Source organism: Anaerococcus rubeinfantis (genome assembly GCF_001487145.1).
Lineage (GTDB): Bacteria > Bacillota > Clostridia > Tissierellales > Peptoniphilaceae > Anaerococcus > Anaerococcus rubeinfantis.
Window position 1 is genome coordinate 109,230 of record NZ_LN913015.1, and the last position, 24,165, is coordinate 133,394.

Annotated in this window: 24 protein-coding genes; 13 read left to right on the forward strand and 11 right to left on the reverse strand. The window is 28.9% G+C overall.

Annotation, left to right across the window (positions count from 1 at the left end; translation table 11 throughout):
* The first annotated feature begins 97 nt into the window (after nt 1-97).
* Nucleotides 98-1,540: a nicotinate phosphoribosyltransferase gene (locus BN3265_RS00575; RefSeq protein ID WP_058989657.1), complete on the forward strand. Its 1,443-nt coding sequence runs from the start codon at nt 98-100 to the stop codon at nt 1,538-1,540.
* The gene (locus BN3265_RS00580) at nt 1,540-2,283 is read left to right on the forward strand and encodes an SDR family NAD(P)-dependent oxidoreductase (RefSeq protein ID WP_058989658.1); all 744 of its coding nucleotides are present in this window, start codon (nt 1,540-1,542) and stop codon (nt 2,281-2,283) included. Before BN3265_RS00575 ends, BN3265_RS00580 begins: the two co-directional genes overlap by 1 nt.
* A 230-nt stretch (nt 2,284-2,513) precedes the next feature.
* Here BN3265_RS00580 and radA read toward each other — a convergent pair whose 3' ends face one another.
* Both radA and BN3265_RS00590 read right to left on the reverse strand, forming a co-directional pair.
* Nucleotides 2,514-3,887: a DNA repair protein RadA gene (radA, locus tag BN3265_RS00585; protein ID WP_058989659.1), complete on the reverse strand. Its 1,374-nt coding sequence runs from the start codon at nt 3,885-3,887 to the stop codon at nt 2,514-2,516.
* A complete protein-coding gene (locus tag BN3265_RS00590; protein ID WP_058989660.1) occupies nt 3,874-5,190 on the reverse strand; it encodes a glutamate-cysteine ligase family protein in 1,317 nt (438 codons plus the stop codon). Before BN3265_RS00590 ends, radA begins: the two co-directional genes overlap by 14 nt.
* A 232-nt stretch (nt 5,191-5,422) precedes the next feature.
* Between BN3265_RS00590 and BN3265_RS00595 the strand changes: the two genes are divergently transcribed.
* Entirely contained in the window at nt 5,423-6,367 is a 945-nt protein-coding gene (locus BN3265_RS00595) for a hypothetical protein (protein WP_058989661.1), read from the forward strand.
* The gene (locus BN3265_RS00600) at nt 6,367-6,810 is read left to right on the forward strand and encodes a methylated-DNA--[protein]-cysteine S-methyltransferase (RefSeq protein WP_058989662.1); all 444 of its coding nucleotides are present in this window, start codon (nt 6,367-6,369) and stop codon (nt 6,808-6,810) included. Before BN3265_RS00595 ends, BN3265_RS00600 begins: the two co-directional genes overlap by 1 nt.
* Here BN3265_RS00600 and BN3265_RS00605 read toward each other — a convergent pair.
* Together BN3265_RS00605 and BN3265_RS00610 are read right to left on the reverse strand one after the other, a co-directional pair.
* Nucleotides 6,807-7,820 carry a Gfo/Idh/MocA family protein gene (locus tag BN3265_RS00605; protein WP_058989663.1) on the reverse strand — a complete coding sequence of 338 codons (1,014 nt, stop codon included), beginning with the start codon at nt 7,818-7,820 and terminating at the stop codon, nt 6,807-6,809. The two genes, BN3265_RS00600 and BN3265_RS00605, sit on opposite strands and share 4 nt — an antisense overlap.
* Entirely contained in the window at nt 7,813-8,439 is a 627-nt protein-coding gene (locus BN3265_RS00610; RefSeq protein ID WP_058989664.1) for a hypothetical protein, read from the reverse strand. Before BN3265_RS00610 ends, BN3265_RS00605 begins: the two co-directional genes overlap by 8 nt.
* Nucleotides 8,440-8,496: 57 nt before the next feature.
* Here BN3265_RS00610 and BN3265_RS00615 point away from each other — a divergent pair, with 57 nt between their 5' ends.
* From BN3265_RS00615 to BN3265_RS00645, 8 genes are all read left to right on the forward strand, one after another.
* On the forward strand, nt 8,497-8,943 hold the full coding sequence (locus BN3265_RS00615) for a hypothetical protein (RefSeq protein ID WP_058989665.1): 447 nt from the start codon (nt 8,497-8,499) through the stop codon (nt 8,941-8,943).
* Nucleotides 8,944-9,856: 913 nt separating this feature from the next.
* Nucleotides 9,857-10,543: a ZinT/AdcA family metal-binding protein gene (locus BN3265_RS00620; protein WP_058989666.1), complete on the forward strand. Its 687-nt coding sequence runs from the start codon at nt 9,857-9,859 to the stop codon at nt 10,541-10,543.
* Between the two features lie 45 nt (nt 10,544-10,588).
* A complete protein-coding gene (locus BN3265_RS00625; RefSeq protein WP_058989667.1) occupies nt 10,589-11,926 on the forward strand; it encodes a metal ABC transporter solute-binding protein, Zn/Mn family in 1,338 nt (445 codons plus the stop codon).
* Entirely contained in the window at nt 11,907-12,578 is a 672-nt protein-coding gene (locus BN3265_RS00630; protein ID WP_058989668.1) for a metal ABC transporter ATP-binding protein, read from the forward strand. Before BN3265_RS00625 ends, BN3265_RS00630 begins: the two co-directional genes overlap by 20 nt.
* On the forward strand, nt 12,572-13,363 hold the full coding sequence (locus BN3265_RS00635) for a metal ABC transporter permease (protein WP_058989669.1): 792 nt from the start codon (nt 12,572-12,574) through the stop codon (nt 13,361-13,363). Before BN3265_RS00630 ends, BN3265_RS00635 begins: the two co-directional genes overlap by 7 nt.
* A 321-nt stretch (nt 13,364-13,684) precedes the next feature.
* On the forward strand, nt 13,685-14,290 hold the full coding sequence (locus BN3265_RS09610; RefSeq protein ID WP_245191066.1) for a hypothetical protein: 606 nt from the start codon (nt 13,685-13,687) through the stop codon (nt 14,288-14,290).
* A 6-nt stretch (nt 14,291-14,296) separates the two neighbouring features.
* Nucleotides 14,297-14,650: a hypothetical protein gene (locus BN3265_RS09615; RefSeq protein WP_245191068.1), complete on the forward strand. Its 354-nt coding sequence runs from the start codon at nt 14,297-14,299 to the stop codon at nt 14,648-14,650.
* 23 nt (nt 14,651-14,673) lie between these two features.
* Nucleotides 14,674-15,459: a hypothetical protein gene (locus BN3265_RS00645; RefSeq protein WP_058989670.1), complete on the forward strand. Its 786-nt coding sequence runs from the start codon at nt 14,674-14,676 to the stop codon at nt 15,457-15,459.
* 42 nt (nt 15,460-15,501) lie between these two features.
* Here BN3265_RS00645 and BN3265_RS00650 read toward each other — a convergent pair whose 3' ends face one another.
* The 7 genes from BN3265_RS00650 to BN3265_RS00680 form a co-directional block, all read right to left on the reverse strand.
* Nucleotides 15,502-17,916, reverse strand: a complete 2,415-nt coding sequence (locus BN3265_RS00650; RefSeq protein WP_058989671.1) for an ATP-dependent Clp protease ATP-binding subunit — start codon at nt 17,914-17,916, stop codon at nt 15,502-15,504.
* Nucleotides 17,916-18,884, reverse strand: a complete 969-nt coding sequence (locus tag BN3265_RS00655; RefSeq protein ID WP_058989672.1) for an ATP--guanido phosphotransferase — start codon at nt 18,882-18,884, stop codon at nt 17,916-17,918. Before BN3265_RS00655 ends, BN3265_RS00650 begins: the two co-directional genes overlap by 1 nt.
* Complete coding sequence (locus BN3265_RS00660) at nt 18,881-19,477, reverse strand: hypothetical protein (protein ID WP_058989673.1); 597 nt, start codon at nt 19,475-19,477, stop codon at nt 18,881-18,883. Before BN3265_RS00660 ends, BN3265_RS00655 begins: the two co-directional genes overlap by 4 nt.
* 2 nt (nt 19,478-19,479) lie before the next feature.
* A complete protein-coding gene (locus tag BN3265_RS00665; protein ID WP_058989674.1) occupies nt 19,480-19,944 on the reverse strand; it encodes a CtsR family transcriptional regulator in 465 nt (154 codons plus the stop codon).
* A gap of 185 nt (nt 19,945-20,129) precedes the next feature.
* Nucleotides 20,130-20,816: a zinc metallopeptidase gene (locus tag BN3265_RS00670; protein ID WP_058989675.1), complete on the reverse strand. Its 687-nt coding sequence runs from the start codon at nt 20,814-20,816 to the stop codon at nt 20,130-20,132.
* A 630-nt stretch (nt 20,817-21,446) separates the two neighbouring features.
* Nucleotides 21,447-22,112, reverse strand: a complete 666-nt coding sequence (locus BN3265_RS00675; RefSeq protein WP_058989676.1) for a potassium channel family protein — start codon at nt 22,110-22,112, stop codon at nt 21,447-21,449.
* Nucleotides 22,113-22,121: 9 nt separating this feature from the next.
* On the reverse strand, nt 22,122-23,489 hold the full coding sequence (locus BN3265_RS00680) for a TrkH family potassium uptake protein (protein ID WP_058989677.1): 1,368 nt from the start codon (nt 23,487-23,489) through the stop codon (nt 22,122-22,124).
* A gap of 170 nt (nt 23,490-23,659) precedes the next feature.
* Here BN3265_RS00680 and BN3265_RS00685 point away from each other — a divergent pair, with 170 nt between their 5' ends.
* The gene (locus BN3265_RS00685) at nt 23,660-24,157 is read left to right on the forward strand and encodes an LURP-one-related/scramblase family protein (protein WP_058989678.1); all 498 of its coding nucleotides are present in this window, start codon (nt 23,660-23,662) and stop codon (nt 24,155-24,157) included.
* The last annotated feature ends 8 nt before the right edge of the window (nt 24,158-24,165 follow it).

The following is a 24,165-nucleotide window of genomic DNA, read 5'->3' on the forward strand; positions in this document are numbered from 1 at the left end:
TTTTCTTGCTAGCTTTTGCCAAACCATTATTACTATACCTCTTATAAGTGGTATAATAAAAACAATATGTGAAACAAAAAACAAAAGGAAGGAAAATATGCAAACAAGAAGAAATTTATCCATGCTCAGTGATTTTTATGAATTCACCATGGCCTATGGATATTTTGAAAGTGGAATGAAAGATACGATTGCAGTTTTTGATGCATTTTATAGAAAAAATCCTGATGAGGGAGGATTTTCAATTTTTTCTGGCTTAGATGATATTATTGATTATGTAGAAAATATTCATTTTGACGAGGAAGATATTGAATATTTTAGAAAAAATACAAAATTTTCAGAAGAATTTTTAACTTATTTAAAAAATTTTAAATTTACAGGAGATATTTGGGCTTTTCCAGAAGGATCAGCAATGTTTCCATCTGAACCGATTGTTACTGTAAGAGCTCCAATAATTGAAGCACAAATTTTAGAAACTTATTTGCTTCTATCTTTAAATTATGGATCTTTGGTTGCTACAAAAACAAACAGAATTGTAAGGGCTGCAAAGGGAAGAACTGTAATGGAATTTGGGGCAAGACGTGCTCAAGGACCTGATGCTTCTGTAAAAGGAGCAAGATCTGCCTTTATAGCTGGAGCTCCAATCACATCAAATACTCTTTCAAGTCAAATGTATGCTTATCCTGCTGGAGGAACTATGGCACATTCCTGGGTTCAATCATTTGATTCAGAATATGAGGCATTTTTGGCTTACGCAAAATTATATCCAGATAACTGCATTTTATTAATTGATACCTATGATGTTCTAAAACAAGGTTTGCCAAATGCTATGAAAGTTTTCAAAGAAGTTTTAGATCCTTTGGGAATTTCTGGAGGAGTTAGGATAGATTCAGGAGATATTGCCTACCTATCAAAAGAATGTAGAAAAATTTTGGATGAAAATGGATACAAAGATGCAAAAATTGTTGCAAGCAATTCTCTAGATGAATACAAAATAGAATCCCTTCTACAACAAGGAGCAGAAATTGATTCATTTGGAATCGGCGAGAGATTAATAACAGCAAAATCTGATCCTGTTTTTGGTGGGGTTTATAAACTTGTTGAAATTGAGGATGAAAAAGGCAAAACCGCAAAAATAAAAGTATCAGAAAATGTAGAAAAAATCACAACACCAGGTTTAAAAGAAGTTTACAGATTGTACGACAAAAAAACCGGCAAGGCAGAAGCTGATTATATAACTTTAAAAGAAGAAGTTGTTGATGAAAATAAACCACTTGTAATTTTTGATCCACACTTTACATGGAAGATGAAAAGAATGGAAAATTATGAACTTAGAAAAATGCAAGTTCCAATTTTTGAAAACGGAAAAAAAGTTTATAATTCTCCAAAAATCGAAGAAATAAACGAATATTGCAAGTCTGAAGTGAAATCCTTGTGGGATGAGGTAAAAAGATTTGACCAACCTCACAATTATTACGTCGATCTTTCTCACGATTTGTGGAATTTAAAACAAAACCTAATAATGAAGGCTATGAGCAAATAATGATAGCCATAATTACTGGAGCAAGTTCAGGCATTGGCTATGAATTTGCAAGGCAAATTGACAAAAAAAATTATGAAGAAATTTGGCTAATCGGAAGAAGAGCCGAAAAACTTCAAAATTTATCAGAAAAATTACAAACAAGGGCAAGAATATTTGCCCTTGATTTGTGTGAGGAAAAATCTTTTGAAATTTTAAAAAAAGAATTAGAAAATTCAAATAAAAAAATAGGACTTCTAATAAATTCAGCAGGCATGGGAGAAAGTGATTATTTTAAAAACACAAGTTTTGATAAAGATATGAAAACTTTGGACTTAAATATAAAAGCCCTTACAGCAATGACAAAAATTTCCCTAGATTTTTTCCAAAAAGACGGAACAATTTTAAACATAGCCTCATCAGCAGCCTTCATTCCACAAGCAAAATTCGCCCTTTATGCTGCAAGTAAGTCTTATGTATTATCATTTTCAAGGGCTATAAGACGCGAATTTAAAGATATAAAAATTTCAGTTTTATGCCCAAACAGGGTAGAAACAGAATTTTTAAAAAAATCAAACAATAATTCGTCTGGAATTAAAAATTTAGGAAATGAAAAGCTAGAAAAAATGGTAGGAAAAGCCATAAAAAAAATGGGCAAAAAAGACCTAATAACCACCCACCCAAGCGCAAAAATTTTATTAATAATTTCAAAAATCCTCCCCCATTCTTTTATAATGTGGGTTGAGAAAATCTTCGGGATGTATTAAATAAAAAATAATTAAAAACAAAAAGAGCCAAAAAGGCTCTCAGAGCGTAGACAAAGTCTAATTATTAAGAATTATTAGTAATTTAGAATTAGATTAAGATCTAACCCATCTCGACTAAGTGAGTGAAACGAACGCATGGAGAGATCTCATGAGATTTCTCGACTCACTACGTTCGCTCGAAATGGGAAAATTTTTAGTTTGTCAACAGACTGAGAGCCTTCAAGGCTCTTTTATTTTCCAAAAACATCAGAAATTACTTCTTTTATATTTTTCATCTCTTTTATTTCTAGATTTTTGTATTCTTTTTTATCTATTTGAGATTTTCCTATGTAGGCTTTTTTGTAGCCTAATCTTTCAAGCTCTTTTAGTCTGGATTTTATTTGTGGAACTTTTTTCAGCTCTCCTGTTAGGCCCACTTCTGCTATAAAAACTGTTTTATTGTCGACTGGTTTTTTTAAATACGATGAGGCGATTGAAATCATTATGGCAAGATTTACTGATTGCTCTCTCATTTTAAGTCCACCTGTTGCTTTTATTATTACATTTTCATCAAATAAATTTATTCCAGCTCTTTCTTGTAAAATAGAAATTAAGGTATTTAAATCATCTTTTCTTAAGCTATCTCCAATTCTTTGAGGATAAGGCATAAATGATTTTGAGACCAAAGATTCTATTTCAATTTCCAAAAGCCTACTGCCTTCTTTCATCACAGAAATTGCCGATCCCTCGATTCCTGAATCTCTTTCTGTAATAAAATATTCTGATGGATTTGTAATTTCGATTAGGCCCTCTTCTTGCATAGAAAATAATCCAACTTCTCCTGTTGGACCAAACCTATTTTTTGTGCTTGTCAAAAGTCTCAAATCATCTTCGCTTTCTCCATCCAAAACTAAAACCGTATCAACCAAATGCTCCAAGGTTCTAAGCCCTGCCATCTCTCCCGATTTATTCATATGGCCTACCATAATAAAGGCCCTTTTTTTATCAGGATTTTTGGCAAGTTCGACACATTTATTTGCACATTCAATGGTTTGAGTAGGAGATCCTTGCTTGTTATCAAATTCGTTTAAGGCAAAAGTTTGGATCGAATCTAAAATTATTATATCTGCATCTTTTTTCTTTATTTCAATTTCTGCAAGATCCATTGAATTTGTTGATAAAATCCAAATATTTTGGGAAATTTCTCCAATAATCCTATCAGCTCTCGCCTTAATTTGAGATTCACTTTCTTCGCCAGAAACATACATAACTTTAAATCCATCTTTGGCATAAGACGAAGATAATTGTAAAAGCAGAGTTGATTTTCCAGCTCCTGGTCTTGCCGTTAAAATTGAAACTGAATCTTTTACAAGTCCGCCGCCTATTGCCCTATCAAATTCTTCAAAAGATGATTTTATTCTCTCGGACTCATCAAGTTTTATTTCTTTTAATAATCTTGCTTGGTTTTCAAAATCAAGGGAAATGGAATTTTTTGATGAAGATTCTTTTTTTATGGTTTTTTCAATCAAAGTTCCCCATTTCCCACATTCTGGGCATTGGCCCGCCCAAACATTTTGAACATGGCCACAATTTTTACATTCAAAAGCTCTTTTAAGCTTTGCCATTAATCTCACCTAGGGCATAATTTACAGAAAATTTCTCGCAAGCTTTTTTTGGATCTTCCTTGTAAAGTTTTTCAAATTTATCTCTCAAAACTTCTTTTTCATCCATCAATTTTTCTATTGGGAAAAGATAAGTTTTTTCATTTTCATCAAGCCCATCTTTTGCAAGAGAAATAAAATATTTTATCCATTCACAAATAGTTTTACCCTCATATTTTGCATAAAGTCCAAGCTCTTTTGCTTGTGATTTTAAATTTTGACAATTTTCATAGGTCATATTTTTAAAATCATCTCTTAATTTATTTAGATTTTCTTCATTATAAAATAATCCCTTGATTAAGGCAGGGAAGGAAAGATTGTAAGGGTAAGGCACTGCATCAGGCATCCTTATTTCTATATATTTTTTAACCCTAACATCTGGAAAAACTATGGAAAGAGCGTGGAAAATCATCTCATCTGAAAAGTCTTTGTCCATTATTTTTTCAAATTTTGTATCTCCCTTATAAATATCTTTTCCATTTTCGTTTATGAAAATTATGTCTGTATTTAAAATTTTTTCTGCATATTTTTCGTAAGACATATCCTCATCAAAGGCAAATTCATAAAGACCTGTCCTATTTTTATCACAATATTCCCAAATTTCTTGGCGAAGATTTTTGTTTTCGTATGGCTCTCCTTGAAAAATATAGGCGTTATCATAAAGAGTATACATAAAAGGTGCAAGGGCATTTGCCACGAAAAATTTCTTTTTAAAATCTTTTTCAGAAGAAAAATCTATGGCAGATTGGACGCTTGCTGTTCCTCTCATCATATTTAAAGCATATTTTCCGCCAAATTCTCTGAAATATTTTTGCATATATTTGTACCTATCTTTTGGTATAATTTTAAAATCCATTATTTTTGATTTTGGATGATAGCCCAAAGTTTCAAGGTATTGGTTTTTTTCTTCAAAAATCGGAATAATTTCTCCCATAATTTTTTTATAAGATTCATCCAAATCTTTTATATTTTTCTTGGCATCAATTGCTAGCTCAAATTGACCAGCTGGCTCAAGATTTACAGCTATATCATTTTCTCTAAGGCCAAGGATGTATCCATCGTGTTCATTAGTTACAGAAAATCCCTTTTCCTTTAAATCTTTCAAGGTAGATCCAACGCCTTTTTCTCCAAAATAATCGTAAGAAAAAAGCTCATCTTTATCTATCACGAAATGTTCCATTTCTAGACCAACTTTAAAATTTTCTTTTTGGCTTTCGCCAGATTTTATATATTCGACAATCTTGTCTATTTTTTCTTTATAATTCACAATATCCTCCACTTTCTAGATATCTTTCTCTAACTAATAATATACCCGATTTTTTATAATAATTTGACTTTATATTGAGTCTTTAGTATTTCAAATTTTTCAAAAATTTCGACAGTTCAAATAATAAATAATGAATCTTTAAACTTATAAAATTTTAAATATTTTCCTTTACTTGTATTTTATTTATTTAATGTATAAAATAAGTATAAGAAAATAAGATTAGGAGGCCCATATGAAAAAGAAAATTTCTCTTGTCTTTGCCCTTACTTTTTTGCTTTCATCTTGTGGTGGCAGCATGGTTAAGGTTAACCAATCTGAAATTGCACAAAACGAGGCAAAATTGGAGGAGAAAAACAAGAAAAAAGAAATTGAAAAATTAGAAGAGTCAAATGATAAAACAAATGAAGATAAAAAAGAAAAATCTAAGAAAAAAACTAAAAAGAAAATAAAATTAGACAATGAAGATAGTGATAAAAAATCTAAAGATAAATCTTCTGAAGAAAAAAATTCCAAAAATAAAGATAAGGAAATAAAGAGAGTTTATCCTGACGATAAAAAAGAAGAAAGCAAAAATCTTAGCCCAGCTCAAAATAGCAAAAATTCTTCTTCAAAAAACGAATCTTACCTAAGTTTTAGAAATTCTGATACTTCTGATAAGTCTGGGAATTATCCAGAACTTTTGAAAGATTTAAGTGGTAAAAAATTTAGATTTTCATCGGAAGCTGGCGGTTGGCAAACTGTTTTAACTTTTTCTGATAATGGATATTTTACTGCAAAATATGAAGATTATGATTATGATTCTGTGGCTATTTGTGAATTTAACGGGAAATTTTCCGTTGATTCCAAGGTAAATGACACAGCCTATATTTTTAGGCTTGATAAGGCAGATATAACAAGTCCTGTAAATACTGAAGAAGTTAAAAATATAGGTGGAAAAAATATGACAGTAAGATATGTCGACCTTCCTTATGGATTTGCTGTAAATAATGACAGCGACCATTCTTTCCAAGGAAAATTCTCACTCTACCTTCCTCTAAGAAAAAGATCTGAAATGAGCGCTGAGGTAAACGAGTGGCTGGATATTTCTGGTGAAAAAAATGTAGAAAAAGATATAACAAGAATTTACTTGCTTATAAACAACAAAACAATAGATACTTTCAGAGAACAAGTAAATTAATGAAAGCTTACTACAAAAAAGAAAATTTTATTTTTGAAATAGAATACGACAAAAAAATTCAAGCTATAAGAATAGTCGAAAAGGAAAAGTCTGGTCAAAAATCCAAACTAACAGATTTTGCCTTTAAAGAAATCTCTAATTTTCTTGACGGAAATTTGGAAAAATTTTCCTTTGAAATTGACCCTCAAGGCACAGATTTTCAAAAAAGTGTCTGGAAAGAAATCGAAAAAATCCCCTACGGAAAAACATCAACCTACAAGAAAATTGGTGAAAAATTAAATTCAAAAGCCTACCAAGCAATAGGATCAGCCTGTGGAAAAAACCCAATTTTATTTAGGATTCCCTGCCACAGGGTCCTTGGGAAAAATAATCTGGGCGGATTTTTCTACGGCCTTGATTTGAAGAAAAAATTATTAAAAATGGAAAAATCTTGCAAAAGTTAATTTTTGCAAGATTTTTTATTTGGATCAACCATATTGTATGAATCTCTAACATTTCCAGATTTTTTTAAATTTTCAAACATTTTAAGAACATCCCTTGACTCATTTAGTTTTTCCGTTGAAGATTCATAGTCCTTATTTTCAAAAATTTCCCTAAAATAAGAAAATTCATAAAAATACAAATCTCTTTCTTTTTTTATGTCGATAAATTCACTCTTTCCATCTTTAAAAATTTCTATTTTTTCTGCTTCTTGGATATTTCCATAAACCTTTATATAGCCCTCTTCTCCTTGAATTATTATATAATTTTCACTTTTACTATCCTTGGCGTTAGTAAATGATACTGAAAAATTTCCATAAGAAATAAGTCCAGAGCCAGAAATATCAACACCATAATCATTTATATTTCCAAAATAAGAAAATTCTTCTCCCATTCCAAAAAGTTCATAAATCAAATGAAGATTATAAATCCCAAGATCTGCCAAGGCTCCTGCTGAAAACTCACTTTTAAAAATATTTTCAACAATTCCCGCCTTGTATTTATCAAATCTTGATGAATATTGGGAATAATTAATCATACAAGTAGAAATTTTCCCAATTTGTCTCAAAAGATTTTTCAATATACCAAGGCTTGGTAAATATTTTATGGAAATCGCCTCAAACAATAATAAATCCTTCTTTTCAGAAATTTTTATTAAATCATCAAGTTCTTTTGTATTTGTAAAAAATGGCTTTTCACAAATTACATTTTTATTTGCCAAAAGACACATTTTTGCCTGCTTATAATGCAAAGAATTTGGGCTTGCTATATAAACAAAGTCAATATTTTTATCTTCAAGCATTTTATCAAGATTATCAAAAGATTTTTCTGCCCCAAATTTTTCTTTCAAATAATCCGCCTTTTCGATAGACCTAGAATAAGCTCCATAATAATTGTATCCGTCCATTTTTACTACAGTTTTTAAAATATTTTCAACTATAAAATTTGATCCGATTGTTACAAAATTAATCATATAACCCCCTATTTTTTACCCTTATATAAAAAATAATTATAGAAATAAAATAGCAAAAGATAAACAAATACATTAAAGAATATTTTGTAAATATAATTCCTATTAGTAAATCAATTAAAAATGAAGGAAGCATGGATTTAAAATAGGTCAAACCAATGTATTTATCTCCAATCATTGATTTTGGATATTCTGTAAATATAGGCTTATTATGAAATAACAAAACTATATTCTCACTTGCTAGTGTTGCAAGAATTAAAATCAAAATATCAAAAAAATCTTTGATATTTACTAGTTTATATTTTAACAAAAAACTAAGTAGAAAAACTAAAATTACTAGCATAGTCACAAGAATAATTGCAAATAAATTTTTACTTAAAATATATGATAGGATATTATTTTTATCAAGTTTTTTCTTATCCTCAAAATAAATTTCATCCGAAAGACAAACTTCTCTAAAAATAAGAGAGGTCAAAAGTGAAATTGAAAAATAAAATAAAAATATTAGTCCTCCCCCATTTATCAACAATTTCAAAGATAGATATACCATAGCCAAAATTGTAAAAATAATAAATATTAATTTTTCATCAAAATATTTTTTGAATGTATCTTTAAAAAACATAAAGCCTCCCAATGAATTTCTACCCAAAATTTGGGTAGATAAATACAAGGAGGGACTATGAAATATTTTCTATTATTAGGTTTAATAGTATGGATTATCGTTATAAAATCCATACAAAATAAAATAATTATTAAGACCATGTTTTTACCAATATATTATTTTATTTGCCTTGGACTTTTTTTGATTTTATTTTTAATAATTTATAAATATTCTTTTACTTTTCTAGATTTTTCCATAATTTTCTTGGTAAGCTTTGGATTTTTCTTATCTTTAAAAAGTCAAGGACTTACAAAAAATTCTATTATTATTTTTGAAAATATTTTTCCTTTTTTTAAATCTATAAAATTTGGCGATATAAAAAATATAGAAACAATAAAAAATTCAAAATATCCAAAATGTAGAATTTGGGCTTATGGAAATTTTTATGATTTTTACTTTAAAGATTACAAATATATAGTGATTTTTAAAAATATTTTTGAAAATTACATAGATCATAAAATTTAATCTAGTATATGATTAAAAATCTTAAATTTAAAGCCTAGGTAAAATAAGTTAGCATTATACAAAATATAATTCAGAGCGTAGACAAAGTAAGTTTAGTAATTTATTAATAATTCAAAATAAAATTAGGAAAAAATCCATCACGACTAGATAAATGGGCATTGATTTTGCACATTTATTCCTAAAACTAGTTTGATAACACAGAAAAGTTTGCAAAGCAAAGGTGTTTTAGCGTGAGTGAAACGAAGGCATGGAGAAATCCCATGATATTTCTCCGCTCGCTCCACCAGGTCAAAATAGGCAATTTTTTTTACTTTATCAACAGTCTGCATTATACAAAATATAATTTTATTTTACATAAGATATAAATATATAATAAAATTTATAAATTTCAACTATGTAAAATAAAAAGATTAGTTCAAATTTTAAAATTTTTCTATTATTGTCTCGACATTATCAATTCAAATAAAACAAATTTATGTGATCAGAATTCTTATATTTAAATGAATAATTTTTTACAACAGACATTTATTTTTATATTTTACACTAATCAGTTAATAAAAAACTTTTATAATTTTTAGTTTTAACCATAAGCTCAACATTTATTTTCATAATGATTTTACAAGTTTCATTTTTCCAAATATCAAATTTAAAATATAAGTTTTAAAAATTTAATAATAGAAAAAATTTTTATAGCTTAGATTTTAAAGTTTATCCCTATTCATATTGATTTCATTGGTTTTTTTATATTTTCGTAGAGAAGTTTCTTCATCCATTTATTTTAAATTTTTAGAAAATTTTAAATGATAATGCAAATCATTCTTGACATTTGTTATTTTTATTGCTAATATTTAGTTGTCGATAGTTAATTAACTAAAAATACAAATCTAAAAATTAAATAATTAAGGAGAATAAAATGAAAAATAAAAAATCACTTAGTTTAATTGCCCTTTTATCTTTGGGCCTTGTTATGACAGCTTGTCAAAAAGATCAAAAAAATGATGAGACTTCAAATTCAAATGTTTCTCAAGAAATGAAAAAAGATGATGCTTCAAATGTAAGCGATTCTTCTTCAAATATTGAAGAGAAAAAAGAAGACTCAGCAGAGGTAAGTCTTTCTGACTGGGAAGGCGAATGGAATGATATGGGCGGATATCTTGAAAAAGATGAAGTTCAAAATGCTTTTAAAACTTTAGCTGAAAAAGAAAAAGTTGATGAAAAAGAAGCTAAGGAAAATTATTTAAAGAAAAGAAAATGTGATTTTGGTGGTCTTGAAATAAAAGATAATAAAATCAAATTCTTAAAAGATTTCCCTGATAAAAAAGGTGAAGTTATCGGTGAGAGCGAATATAAATATGTTGAAAAACAAGAAGTTGAACATGGTGGCCATAAATTAGAATGGGATATTTTTGAAGCTGTAAATGATGATGCGCCTTATAAATTTATTCTTATGATGCCAATTCACGGAGAAGAAAGCCTAACACATTTCCACATGAGATATGGCGATGACAAAGATAAATTATTAAAAGATGAAGGTTGGTTCCCTACTTTTGTAAAACCAAACACAACTGATGCACAAATAATTGATGAAATTACTGAATAGATTATGTGGGTTGAAATTTTTCAACCCTCTTTCTAAGGAGGAAGAATGAAAAAAAGATATATAAGTTTTTTTGTTTTCTTACTTTTTCTCTTTAGCTCTTGTGCAAAAAAGAATGAGCACTCTTCTGATAAACCTTTGGTTTATACTTCTTTTTATCCTGTTTATGAAATGACAAAAATGATTGGTGATGACACAATAGATGTAAAATCTTTTATGCCCCTTGATAAGCAACCTCACCTTTGGGAACCAAGTCCTAAGGATATGAAAAAACTTGCAAAGTGTGATCTTTTGGTTGTAAATGGTGCCAATATGGAACCTTGGCTTGATAAGGTTAAGGAAAATTTACCAAATCTTGATATTTTAAAATTATCTGATTCTGTTGACCTTATTACTTATAAGGGTGCAGCAGCTATCGGTGATTTTCAATACATGTCCAAAGTAAATTTAAAAAAGGGGAAAAATAAATTTGATTTTGGCCACACTCATGAAGATATGATGAGGGTTGCTTTTATAAAAGATGATGGTACTCGCGGAGAAAATTTGGTAAAAAAATGTAAAGATATAATGAGCCAAAAGGGAGAGTTGATTCACCAAAAAGAAACTTTCGATCTTGAAGAAGGAAAGGTTTATGGACTTGAAATGGGACATGAATCTGGAGAAATTTTCTTTAATATTCCAAAAGATGGAGATTATATTTTTATAAGTGATAGGATAAGCGAAGACCTCCTACCATATAATTTGGTTGGAAGTGATGGTAAATTTTTAAAAGATGAAAAAAAGGAAGAGCCTTTGATGGAGGGCTCATCTTCTGGATTTGATAAAATAACTTATGATCCCCACTCATGGTTATCCATTACCAATGCAAAAAAATATTTGAATGCTATCAATGAAAAATTAACCGAGAAATATCCTAAAAACGAAAGAATTTATAAAAAAAATAAATTAAAGTATGTTGATAAACTTACTGATATTGATGCAAAATATAAAGAAAAATTCTCAAAAATTGATAAAAATAACAGAAATTTCTTGGTAATTCATTATGCCTATGCTTACATTGCAAGAGATTTTGATTTGTTTCAATATCCACTACAAGGATTAACTAGCTTAGAAAATCCTAGCCTTAAAACTATAAAAAAAGCCATAGACTTTTCTGAAAGTAAAAATATTTCAACAGTTTTCTATGAATTTGGACAAAATCCAAAGCAAGCTAAAGCTTTAGCCGAAGAAATCGGCGGAAAAGTATCCCCTCTTGCCTCTATGGAATATGTGAATAAAGAGCAGGAAAAAAACAAACTTAATTATATTGATCTTATGGAGATGAATCTTGAAAATCTCTACAAATCAATGACCGAGGAGGAAAATAATGAAAGCAGTGTCAATTAAAAATTTGAATTTTTCTTATTCACAAACCCCCGTTTTAAAAAATTGCAATTTGAATGTTGATATTGGAGAATTTACGGTAATTCTTGGCGGAAATGGGTCAGGTAAATCGACTTTAATAAAGCTTATGCTTGGAGAATTAAAAAAGAATAGTGGAGAAATTAAAATTCTTGGAAAAAATATTGAAGATTATGTTTCTTTCAAAGAAATTGGCTATGTCCCACAAATAAATATAGTAAATAAAATTGCCTTTCCTATAACTTGCCTTGAGCTAGTTTCATTAAATCTTTATGAAGAATTTGGTTTTATTAAAATTCCCAAGAAAAATCATTACCAAAAAGCAAAAGATATATTAAAAAAAATGGGCATGGAAAATTATATCAACACTCCTGTAAATGAGTTGTCGGGAGGTCTTGCTCAAAGGGCAATGATTTCAAAAGCTATGATAAATAATCCAAAAATTTTGATTCTTGACGAACCAACAGCAGGAGTTGACAAGTATTCTAAGGAGCATTTTTTTGAAACAATAGATTTTCTTTCAAAGAAATTTAATGTAACTATAATTATGGTTACTCATGAATTAAAAGAAATGGAATCTTTAAATATTGAAATGACAAAATATGAAATGATAGAAGGGAGTTTAAGAAAATGCTAGAATTTGCTTTTATGAGAAAAGCACTTATTTTGGGATTTTTACTTTCTATTATGATTCCTATAATAGGAATTGTAATGGTAAATAGAAAAACTTCCATGATAGGTGATGCCCTATCTCACACAGCTCTTGCTGGGGTTGGGATGGGCCTAATATTAGGTTTTGATCCACTTTTAGGATCTTCAATCGTATGTGTTGTCGCTGCTTTTTTGATAGAATTTATCAGAAAAAAACTTCCCCAATATGGTGATATGGCAACAGCCGTTATAATGAGCACAGGGTTAGGGATTGCAGCTATACTTTCAGATTTTGCTCCTGGTGGAAATTCTTTTGAATCTTATCTTTTCGGTTCAATTTCATCAGTTACAGACAGAGATATAATAAATACAAGTATTGCTTTTATTTTGGTTTTATTATTAGCTACTTCAAGATACTCATCCCTCTTAGCTATAGCAATAGACCCAAATACAGCTAGACTTTCAGGAGTAAAAGTGAAAAGTCTAGATGCATCTTTTACCCTCCTTGCTGCAATAACTATAGCTTTATCTGTAAAGATAATAGGAGCTCTAATGGTAACTAGCTTAATAGTTTTACCAGTAGCAACTGCTTTAATTATTGCCAAAAGTTATAAACAAACATTTTTTATTACAATTACACTTGGAATTATTTATATGATGCTTGGCATTATTCTAAGTTATCAATTCGATATAAAACCAGGAGGATCAATTGTTATAAATTCAATAATAGGTATGCTCACCTTCTTTGTTTACAAAAAACTAAGAAGATAAAATATGTAAATTCTTCTAATACAATTTTTACAATTTAAAATTAATAATTTCACCCAAGCGTCATATCAAATACCAATTATTCTTGGGTGAAATTTTATTTATCCTTCTTTAAAATTTTTTAATTACTTTTATAATTCCAATATTAATATTTTTTATTTGTAAATAATTTTTGATTTTATAATCTAGTCACTTGTTTGATTGTAAAAAAATATATATAATTCAGAGTTTATTACAATTAAATTTATTTCATTGAATTTTATTTATCTAGATGATAAAATTAAAATATATTATGTGAAAATTTTGTTGATTGGAGTGAAACTCATGAAAAAAATTATTAAGAAAATATTAATTTTAATGTTAGGCCTTGCTGTTGGTGGGGCAATCGCTTTTTATCAATTTAAGGGAAATGATGGAAATAGTATTTTAAATAAAAAAGACGGAAGTGTTGATACGACAAACGCTGACATAAAAGTTGAAATCAGTGGATTTGATGGATATGCCAAGGCAAAACTTTCTAAAAATGAAATAGAAAATTTGGATGTTGAATCTTTTAATGATGAGTATTCTACTGATGATATTCTTGATAGCCTTGATGTGAGTGTCAATGCTGATAAAAAAGAAAATCTTTCCAATGGTGATACCATAACAATTACCATGAATTTTAAAAATAAATCTGACCTTAATATTGATATTAACAAGAAAAAACTTGTTAAAAAAATAAAGGTTAAGGGGCTTAAAAAAATTGTAAATTCTTTGGATGATTTTCATGAGGATACTCTTGATAGGATGAATGCTGACGCCAATAAAATTTTGGCAGAAGATTATAACGATCCAAAAGAAGGAACTAATCGTAGTTTTTATAATGGTGATAAGGTTAATTATGAATTTACTAGAATAAATATTTTTGAAAAGAAACTTTCTGAATAAGAAATTATGGAAAAAAATAAATTCGACAACCAAAAATCTTATTCAATAGCCATGATATATAAGGTTAAATTTGATGAAGTTAAGGATACAGAATACGATTCAGATTCCGAAAAAAGAATAATTACCAAAAAGGAAGAAAAATCAAAATATGTTGTTTTTGTTTTTGATAAAATCCAAGCAAATAACGGAGGAATAATTTATTCAACAAACAAATCCAATGTTTTTGATAGTGAAGAAAAAGCAATAAACCAAGTAAAATATGACGGCTTTGAATTAGTAGAGATAGAAGAAGATGAAAAAGCAGAAAGTAATGATAATCAAAATTCTAATGAAAAGGAAGATGATTCTTCAAATAAATAATTGATTGTCTTTTAAGGAGATTTATGAAAATAAAATCAAAATTACTCTTCCTCTTATGTCTGGTTTTTATTTTTACTGGCTGCAATTTTTTAAAAAGTGAGAAAAGTTTTAGTGATGAAGAAATAAAAAACGATGCCTTTGTGATGTATAATCCCAAGGGAAAAAAGGAAGAAAGTGTTGAAACTTACAAAAAATCTATGGCAAAAGATCTTTTTGAAACCACCTATGCCTATAAAATTTATGAAAAAAAGAACGAAAATCTAGAAAAAACCAGAAATTATATTATGGAAGAATGTGTAGATTATGCCAATAATTTGTATTTCATTTATAGTCAAGATCTTGATAAAATGAAAAAAAATGAAAGTATAAAGGCAAATCTTCCTAAAGAAAACGGTAAAGATTTTAGGAAAAAAAGTCTTTATAAAACTCAATTATTGGCAGTTTGTGATACATCTTCAAGACTTTATTATGCAATAAATGATTTAAAGCTTGTAAATGATTTAATGGGAAATTCTTATGATGATTTGAAAATTTATGCCAAAGATTTTGTAGAAAAAAACGGGGAAGATTTGTTAGATGAAAATATGAAAAATTATGGCTTAAAATACAACCAAAAGTCCAAAGAAATTATAGAAAATCTAATAATTTCCTATCTCGATGAATTCAAAAATGACATCCCCCACAAAGACGGGAGCAATGAAAATATAAAAATCGAAAAAGAAGTAAAACTTACAATGAAAACTCTTGGCATTTCAAATTATTTTAAAGATTTGAAAAAAGCTCTAAGAGAAGTTTACAGTGAAGATTAAAAAAATAGGCTTAAAATGATTTTTCATTTTAAGCCTTTATTTTTATCCCAAAACCTCGGATTTTTCTCTTGTTTTTTCTTTTTTGTTGGCAAAATTTATTTTTCCTTCTTTTACTGTAAGATTTATTACCATATCTTTTGATAATTTTCCTTCCAAAATTTCTTCTGCCAATTGGTTGTCGATTTTGTTTGTTATGTGACGTTCAAGTGGTCTTGCCCCGTATTCTTTTGAAAATCCGCCTTCTGATAGTAAATCAACTACTCTCTTGTTGTAATTTATTTCTATTCCAAGATTTTTAAGTCTTTCTTTTGTTTCTTCAAGTAAAATTTTTGTAATTTCCTTGATGGCGTCCTTATCAAGAGAATTAAACATTATTATATCGTCAAGTCTGTTTAGAAATTCTGGAGCAAAGGCATTTTTTATAGCCTTATTTATTATTTCCTTATTTGAATCGTCAATTTCTTTTTCAACATCTCCCGTTCCAAATCCAATTTTTGGATTTTGATTTAAGGATGAAACTCCAACGTTACTGGTCATAATTATAATTGTATTTTTAAAATCTACAGTTCTTCCTTGACCGTCTGTCAATCTTCCATCATCAAGAATTTGTAAAAGTAAATTGAAAATATCTGGGTGGGCTTTTTCAATTTCGTCAAATAAAATTACAGAATATGGATGCTTTCTTACAGCTTCTGTAAGTTGGCCGCCTTCTTCGTAACCAACATATCCTGGAGGAGATCCAACAAGCCTTGACACAGCGAATTTTTCCATATATTCACTCATGTCCATCCTGATTAGATTATACATATCTCCAAATAAATTTTTTGCCAAAGATTTTGCAAGATATGTTTTTCCAACTCCTGTTGGCCCTACAAAAATAAATGAACCTATTGGTTTTTTTGGATCTTTTAATCCGACTCTTGCTCTTTTTATAGCATGAGAAATTTTATCAATCGCCTTATCTTGACCTATAACTTCTTTTTTAAGGTCAATATCAAGGTCCATATATCTTTGTTTTTCGTCTTCTGTCAATTTTGTTATTGGAACTTTTGACCAAGATGAAACAATTTTTGCAACTTCATCAAAAGAAATTTTTAAATCTAATTTGTTTTGGTCTTTTTCTTTCTCAAGTTTTTCACGTGCTTCGTTTATTTGATCTCTTAGACTTGCTGCTTTTTCGAAATTTTGCTCATTTATTGCTTGGTTTTTTTCTTCAACAAGCTTATCTAAAATTTCTTTATTTGAAACTTGGTCCTTGTTTTCCTTGTAATTTTTGATTCTTTCTTTTGAACAAGCCTCATCAATTACATCAATCGCCTTATCTGGCAAAAATCTATCTTGGATATATCTTTGAGATAAATCTACAGCAGCTTTTATTGCATCACCTGTAATTTCTACCTTGTGGTGGTCTTCGTATTTGTCCTTTAATCCTTCAATGATTTTTATAGTGTCATCTTTATTTGGCTCTTCAACATGGACTGGTTGCATTCTTCTGGTTAAAGCCTGGTCTTTTTCTACGTGTTTTCTATATTCATCAATGGTTGTAGCACCAATAATTTGAATATCGCCCTTGGCAAGAATTGGTTTTAAAATATTTGCCGCATCCATAGATCCTTCGCTTGCTCCAGCGCCCAAAACCATATGAAATTCGTCAATAAATAAAACTACATCATCCCTATCTTCAAGCTCTTCAAATAATTTTTTTAATCTTTCCTCAAAATCTCCACGATATTTGGTTCCTGCAATCATGCTTGCAAGGTCAAGAGATACAATAGTTTTTTCCTTCATAACAAAAGGAACCCTTCCATCAACAATTCTTTGGGCAAGTCCTTCAATTATGGCAGTTTTCCCAACTCCTGGATCTCCAATTAAAATCGGATTGTTTTTTGTTCTTCTTAAAAGAATTTGAATAACTCTTTCAACTTCATCTTCCCTTCCAATAACTGGGTCAATTTTTCCTTTTTCTGCCAATTCATTTAGATTTTTGGCAAATTTTTTAAGATTTTCACCCAAACTATTAGAAGAATTTGAAGATTTTTCTTCATTTTGCAAGCGAATTAAATTATCTCTGATAATTTTTTTATCAAGACCTGACAACATAAACATTAAATTTGTAAATGAATCATCGTCATTTAAAATTGCAAGAAGAACATCTTCCTCGCTTGCAGAAACTTTTTTTCTTTTTTGGGCAAAAAGTCTTGCTCTATCCAAAATTTGTCTTACTTTATTAGAATATTCCTTTGCAGGCCTTACTGCAGATCCCTTGCCAATATTATTTATCACAATTGATCTTAAAAGTTCGTAATTTGCACCGGCTTCTTCCAAAGCCTTTGTCGCAAGAGAACCAGTTTTCATAAGGGCCAAAAGCAAATGTTCTACACCTATATAATCATGGCTAAGAGAATATGATTCTCTCCTGGCAAGTCCAGTTAGCCTATTTAATTTATTGTTTTCCATTATCTAGCCTCCATATATGAATTTAAAAATTCATATCTTTCACTGTCGCGGTTTCCCTTGTACTTATCCTTTGTAATATTAAAAATTAAATAATCAATTTCTTGATTTGATAATTTTGTCTTAAAACCCAAAACATTATATTTTTTTAAATCGTAAAGACAATTAACCATAGCAGTCATTGTTTTTAGGTTTTTATTTTCCAAATTATCTTCCAAAATTTTTATAGAATCCTTTATATCTTCATCATTTAAACCATTCAAAGATTGGAAATCTCTCCTAAACCTTCTCTCATTTCTTATAATTATATCGAGATTATCTTCAAAATCTTCCAAATATTCATCCATTTTCTCCCTATAATTTCCGAAATTTTTCAAAATATAAATATCGTCATCATAGGATTTAAAATATTCTGGAACAAATCTTGCAAGAAAAATTCCCTCGTGGGCAAGACTTGATTTTAAAGTTAAAAAGGCTTGAGTGTTATCCAAAAGCCCAAATAAAAACAATTTTAGCCTTATCTCAATTCCGCTTCCAGAATTTCTTCCAAAACTTGTCAAATATCCATATTGGGGAGAAAAGGAAAAATCAAATTTTTCATCCAATTCTTTTTCAATTTCCATAGACCTTTCATAGGCAAGTTTTAAATCATCACCAAAATTTGAAATATTTATAGAAATATGGTCGCTGTCATTTATAACCAAAATATAATCATCTTTAAAAACAAGGCCAATCACAGCTTCCTTGTTTTTAGAATCAGGAGAAATTATCCCTGCATTTATGAGTTTGTTCAGGGTATTTTCATCTATCTCATCAAGAAGTATAAGCTCATTTCCATAAATTCCCCTAAATTTTTCAACAATTTCTAGAGAATCTTTTTCCGAAAGAGTAACAGGAAAGTTATATCCTTCAATATTTCTTTTCAAAGATAAGTTATTTTCAAGTATTATGTCCTTGTAATAATCTATCAATTTCTCACCTTCATATTTAATTCATCTATTTTTTCTTTAAGATCTTGAGCCTTCTCAAAATCTTCAATTTCAACTGATTTTTGTAATTCTTCTTGCAAGTTTTTAATTTTTATTGCCACTTCCCTGAAATCTCTTTGTTTTCTTGGGAATTTTCCATCATATTTTTTCAAATTATTTACGGCCTTTAAAATTTCACCCGTAAGTTTTTTGTCAATTTCATAGCAATGTGGACAACCAAAAACTCCACTTTTTATATTTGTAAAAGAATTTCCACACTTTGGACAAGCTTCTTTTTTTAATGATGAAAAATAATCATAGGAAAAATTGTTTTTTGAAATTTTATAATCATAATAAGAATCAATGATTTGATCAAGACTTGGGACAAATTTATCAACCAAGCTCTTCCAATCAAAATCATTTATATCAAGATTTTTAAAATTTCCATCTTTAATATCTTCATCCAAAAGAAGATTGCCATCACCTTTAGATAATTTTTCCATACATTCATTACACAAGTGGAAATCATGTTCTGTGCCATTTATTATTGCTTTTACGGTTACATTTGCCTCGTTATCGCATCTATCGCACTTCATATTTAACTCCTTATTAGAAAGCTTAGTAAAATATTTTTTACTATATCATGCCTTACTAAATTTCTCTTATTTTTTTCTACATTCATAAGGGACTTGTCAAGGATAGCGTAGACTGCAATTCCCAATTCGTTTTCGTCCATATATCCCTTGTTAAAAAGTTCTGTAAAAAAACTTTTCGCCCTTTCTTCTGTCAATTCTTTATCTAAATTTTTAATAATATATTTTATATAATCGTCTTCATCTTCAACTATAGTAATAATTCTTATAAAACCGTTGCCGCCTCTCTTGCTTTCTATAAGATATCCATTGTAAGGGGTAAATCTTGTTGAAAGCACATAATTAATTTGGCTTGGTGAACACTCAAATCTTGTTGCCAAATCATTTCTTCCGATTTCAACAAAACCATCTTGAGTATCTTCCAAAAGAGTTTTTAAGAATTTTTCTATATCAGACGTTAGTCCCGCCATAGATTTACCTCAATTTCTTTGACTTTCTCTGACCTTTCAACTAATAAATAAAGATTCCTATGAATCTTATTTTTATTGTACACTAAAATAGTATAGATTCAAGAATCTTAAAAATTAATGAAAAATAAATAAAAAAACAAGGCCAGATATTTTAAAATTTAAAATAAATAGCCTTGATAAATTTTTTAATCATCTCGTCTGTTTCCAAATAAAATCCAAAGTCTTAAAAATTGAAGGGCAGTTGATAAGGTTGCTGCAACATAAGTTAAGGCAGCAGATTTAAGCATATCTTTTGCATAATCATTTTCAACTCCAACAAGCATGCCAGATTCGTCCAAAACTTTTAAGGCTCTTCTTGATGCATCAAATTCTACAGGAAGAGTTATAATTTGAAAAATTAAGACAAAAGAAAATAAAAATATTCCAATGCTAACTAATTTTCCCATAGAAAGAAAAATTCCCAACAAAATCATAGGAAAAGATAATTTTGATCCAAGATTTACTGCTGGAACTATATAAGATTTTATTTTCAAAGGAATATAGCCTTCCTTAAATTGGATAACGTGACCGCACTCGTGAGCTGCAACTGCAAGAGATGCAATTGATGTGTCTGTCATAGAAGTTTCCGACAAGGCAATTTCTTTGTTAACAGGATTAAAATAATCAGACAAAGATCCCCTAACTTTTTTAATAGAAATATCATTGTAAGAATTTGTAGACAAAATATATCTAGCAGCATCAAAACCTGTTATAGATTTTTGAGTTTTTATTCTTTTATACTTATCAAATTTTCTTTGAATGTTAGCTTGAGCAAGACTACTAATAAGAAGTCCAATCAAAACTAGAACATAAGTTCTGTCATAGTAAAACATAATTTTCTCCTTTTATTTTTTTCAATATACTACAGGGATTTTTTATTTCAATTTGCAAAAAATAAAATGCAAGGAAATTAGAAAATTAAAATATAAAAATAATAAAAGAGATCTCTCCACTCCTTACAGTCGGTCGAGATGGGTGAAGGTTTTATTTATTTAATTCCTAAAGTTTTATTTTTTCTTTTCTCTTGATTTTTATTGATATAAGTGCAATTTATTTTTCTTAATATAGGTGACTATTATTTAATTTGATTATTTATTTTTACTTAATTACATCCATATCAATTAATAAATCTAAAAAAGCACAAACCCATCTCGACTAAAAGAGCAAAGCGACTGCGTGGAGAGATCTCTTGAATTTTTTTGCAAACACTCAAATAAAATCTATGAAAATTTTTCCCAAAATAAAAAGACCCATCATGGGTCTTTTTATAATATAGAAAAGAATAAGTTAGTCCTAGTTTTCTATAGGGAAAACTATAAGGAATTAATAATGAAAAACCTAGCTATTTACTAGCTAATATTATTATAGCATGATTTGATAAAAATGCAAACTTTTTTTCACAAATTTTATATCCTTATAATTTCAATGTTTATCTGTTAAATTTTCGTTTTCCTAAAATTATTTTATTTGTATTTGTCTACTTCTTTTTGAAGTTTTTCTGCGTGCTCGCTGTCTCCCAATAAAACCAGGGTGTCATCTTTTTTTATTTTCCAATTTGTATCTGGATTTATAACCATTTCTCCATCTCTTTTGTAAGCTATAACCATCATTTTATATTTTTTCCTAAAATCTGATTCTATCAAATTTTTTCCAATTATTTCTTTGAAAGCTTTTAATTCTAGCATAGAATAATCATCTGAAAAATGGAAAAATTGAAGGAGGTTTGATCCTGCTATACTTCTTGCAAGTTTTTCTCCCATATCAATTTCTGGAAATATTATTTGGTCCGCTCCAATTTTTTTCAAAATTCTTGCGTGATTTTTTGAGGTTGCTTTTGCTATAATTTTTCCTACATTGTGGTCTTTTGCAAAAAGTGTTGCTGCCATTGAAGCCTCAAGACTTTCTCCTGTTGCAATTACTGCCACATCAAAATTTCCCATTCCCAATTCTTCAAGAGCCTTGTCATTTGCAATATCACATTGAACAGCGCTTGTAACCTTGCCAGAAATATTTTGAACTAAATCATAATTCTTATCAACCGCCATTACTTCCATACCATCTTCAAAAAGTTTTGTTGCAACTCTTTCTCCAAATCTTCCTAGTCCTAAAACTATTACACTTTTATCCATTTTTTTCTCCTAACCTATACTTATATTTGCTTCTGGATATCTTATATATTTTGTCTTTGATTTAAGCCCAATTGAATAAGCCATAGTCATTGGGCCAATTCTTCCCAAATACATACTTAAAGTTATCATAATTTTTCCAATATTTGAAAAATCTCCGGTAATTCCCCTGCTTGCTCCAACTGTACCAAAGGCTGATGCCACCTCATAAGCAATGTCCAATACTTTGAAATTTTCGCTCAATGATAAAATAAAAATAACTAAAAATATTAGTGTTAAATAAACCATTATAATTGCAAGAGCTTTTCTGATTGTCTTTGAGTCAATATGTTTATTAAAAATTGTAACTTCATCTTCTTCTTTAAAAATTGAAATTGTAGATAAAACCAAAACTCCAAAGGTCGTTGTTTTTAATCCTCCGGCTGTTGAACCAGGAGATCCTCCTATAACCATCAAAACAATCAAAAGCAAGACGCTGGTGTCATGCATTTGATTTAATTTTACAGAGTAAAATCCTGCAGTTCTTGCAGAGATTGATTGGAAGGCTGATTGCATAATAGAATTTTTAATTCCTTCTTGGTACAAAACTCCTCCAACTTGTATTTCAATCAAATAAAAAGCAAGAGTTCCAATTACTATAAGAAATCCACTGATTATCAAAACCAATTTGGCGTGAGTAGATAATTTTTTGAAAGATCTTTTTCTAAAAATTTCTGCAGTAACCATAAATCCAAGTCCACCAATCACAATCAGGCTCATTAGAGTTACATTTATCAAATTATCATTTCTGTATGGATAAATTGAATCTCCCAAAAGATCAAACCCAGCATTACAAAATGCAGAAATTGAATGGAAAATTGAATACCACCACCCCTTTGCCATACCAAAAATTGGCACAAAACGAAGGGATAACAAAAATGCTCCCAAAAATTCCACCAAAAATGTAAAAACCAAAACATACTTAAATAATTTCATAATTCCTTGAAGGGTGTCAATATTTAATTGTTCTTTTAAAATTTGCCTTGATTTTAAGCCGATTTTTTTTCTTAAAAGTAAGGGAAAAAGTGTAGCCAAGGTCATTACACCCAGTCCCCCGATTTGAATTAAAAATAAAATCAAAAGATGACCGTAAGAATTCCAATGTTCTGCCGTATTTACAGTAGTAAGTCCTGTTACGCAAGATGCTGAAGCCGCTACAAAAATTGAATCAATTAAATTTGTAGGCTCTCCACTTCTTGTAAAAATTGGCAAAGATAAAATACATCCACCTGTTATTATTAAAATTGCAAAACCCAAAGTCAAATACAAGGGTGGATTTGAAGTAATCTTATCCGATAAATTTTCCAAAAAATTTTCATTATTTTTTCTAATATTTTTCATTTTATTTCCTTATATAAACTAATAAATTAAAGCTTATTTTAAAGCCTATCTCATCTAATTTTATACCCTAGATTATAAATGTCAACTAAAATACAAGGACTTTACAAATAATTTATTTTTTAATTTTTAAATTTTTTTGGGTATAATTTTAGCAAAGAAAGGGAATTTTTATGAAAAAATATTATTTTAAGGAAAAATTTTTTAAACTTACAGATAAGTATCCAATTTTGGATGAAAATGGAAATGAAGCTTATTTTTTTGACCAAGATTTTAAATTTGTAGGATATCAGGCAAAATTAAAAGATATGGAAGGAAATGTTTTGTTTGATATTTCCAAAAAAATACTTTCTTTTCTCCAAACTTATTATGTGGATTTTTATGATGGAAGCCATATGGAAATAAATCAAAAATTATCTTTTTTAAAAAGAAAGGTCAACGCTTTTTATGAGGGAAAAGAATTAAATTTAAGGGGCAATTATCTTGATCATGATTTTGAAGTTTATTTTAAAAATGATTTGATTGCAGAAATGAACAAGAAATTTTTTGCCTTTACCGACCAATATGAGCTTACGGTTTATGACGAAGATTTTACTTTAGTATTAATTGCTCTTTGCCTTTGCATAAATGAAATGAAAAACAGGGATGATGCGGCTGCATCTAGCAATTAAAATTGATT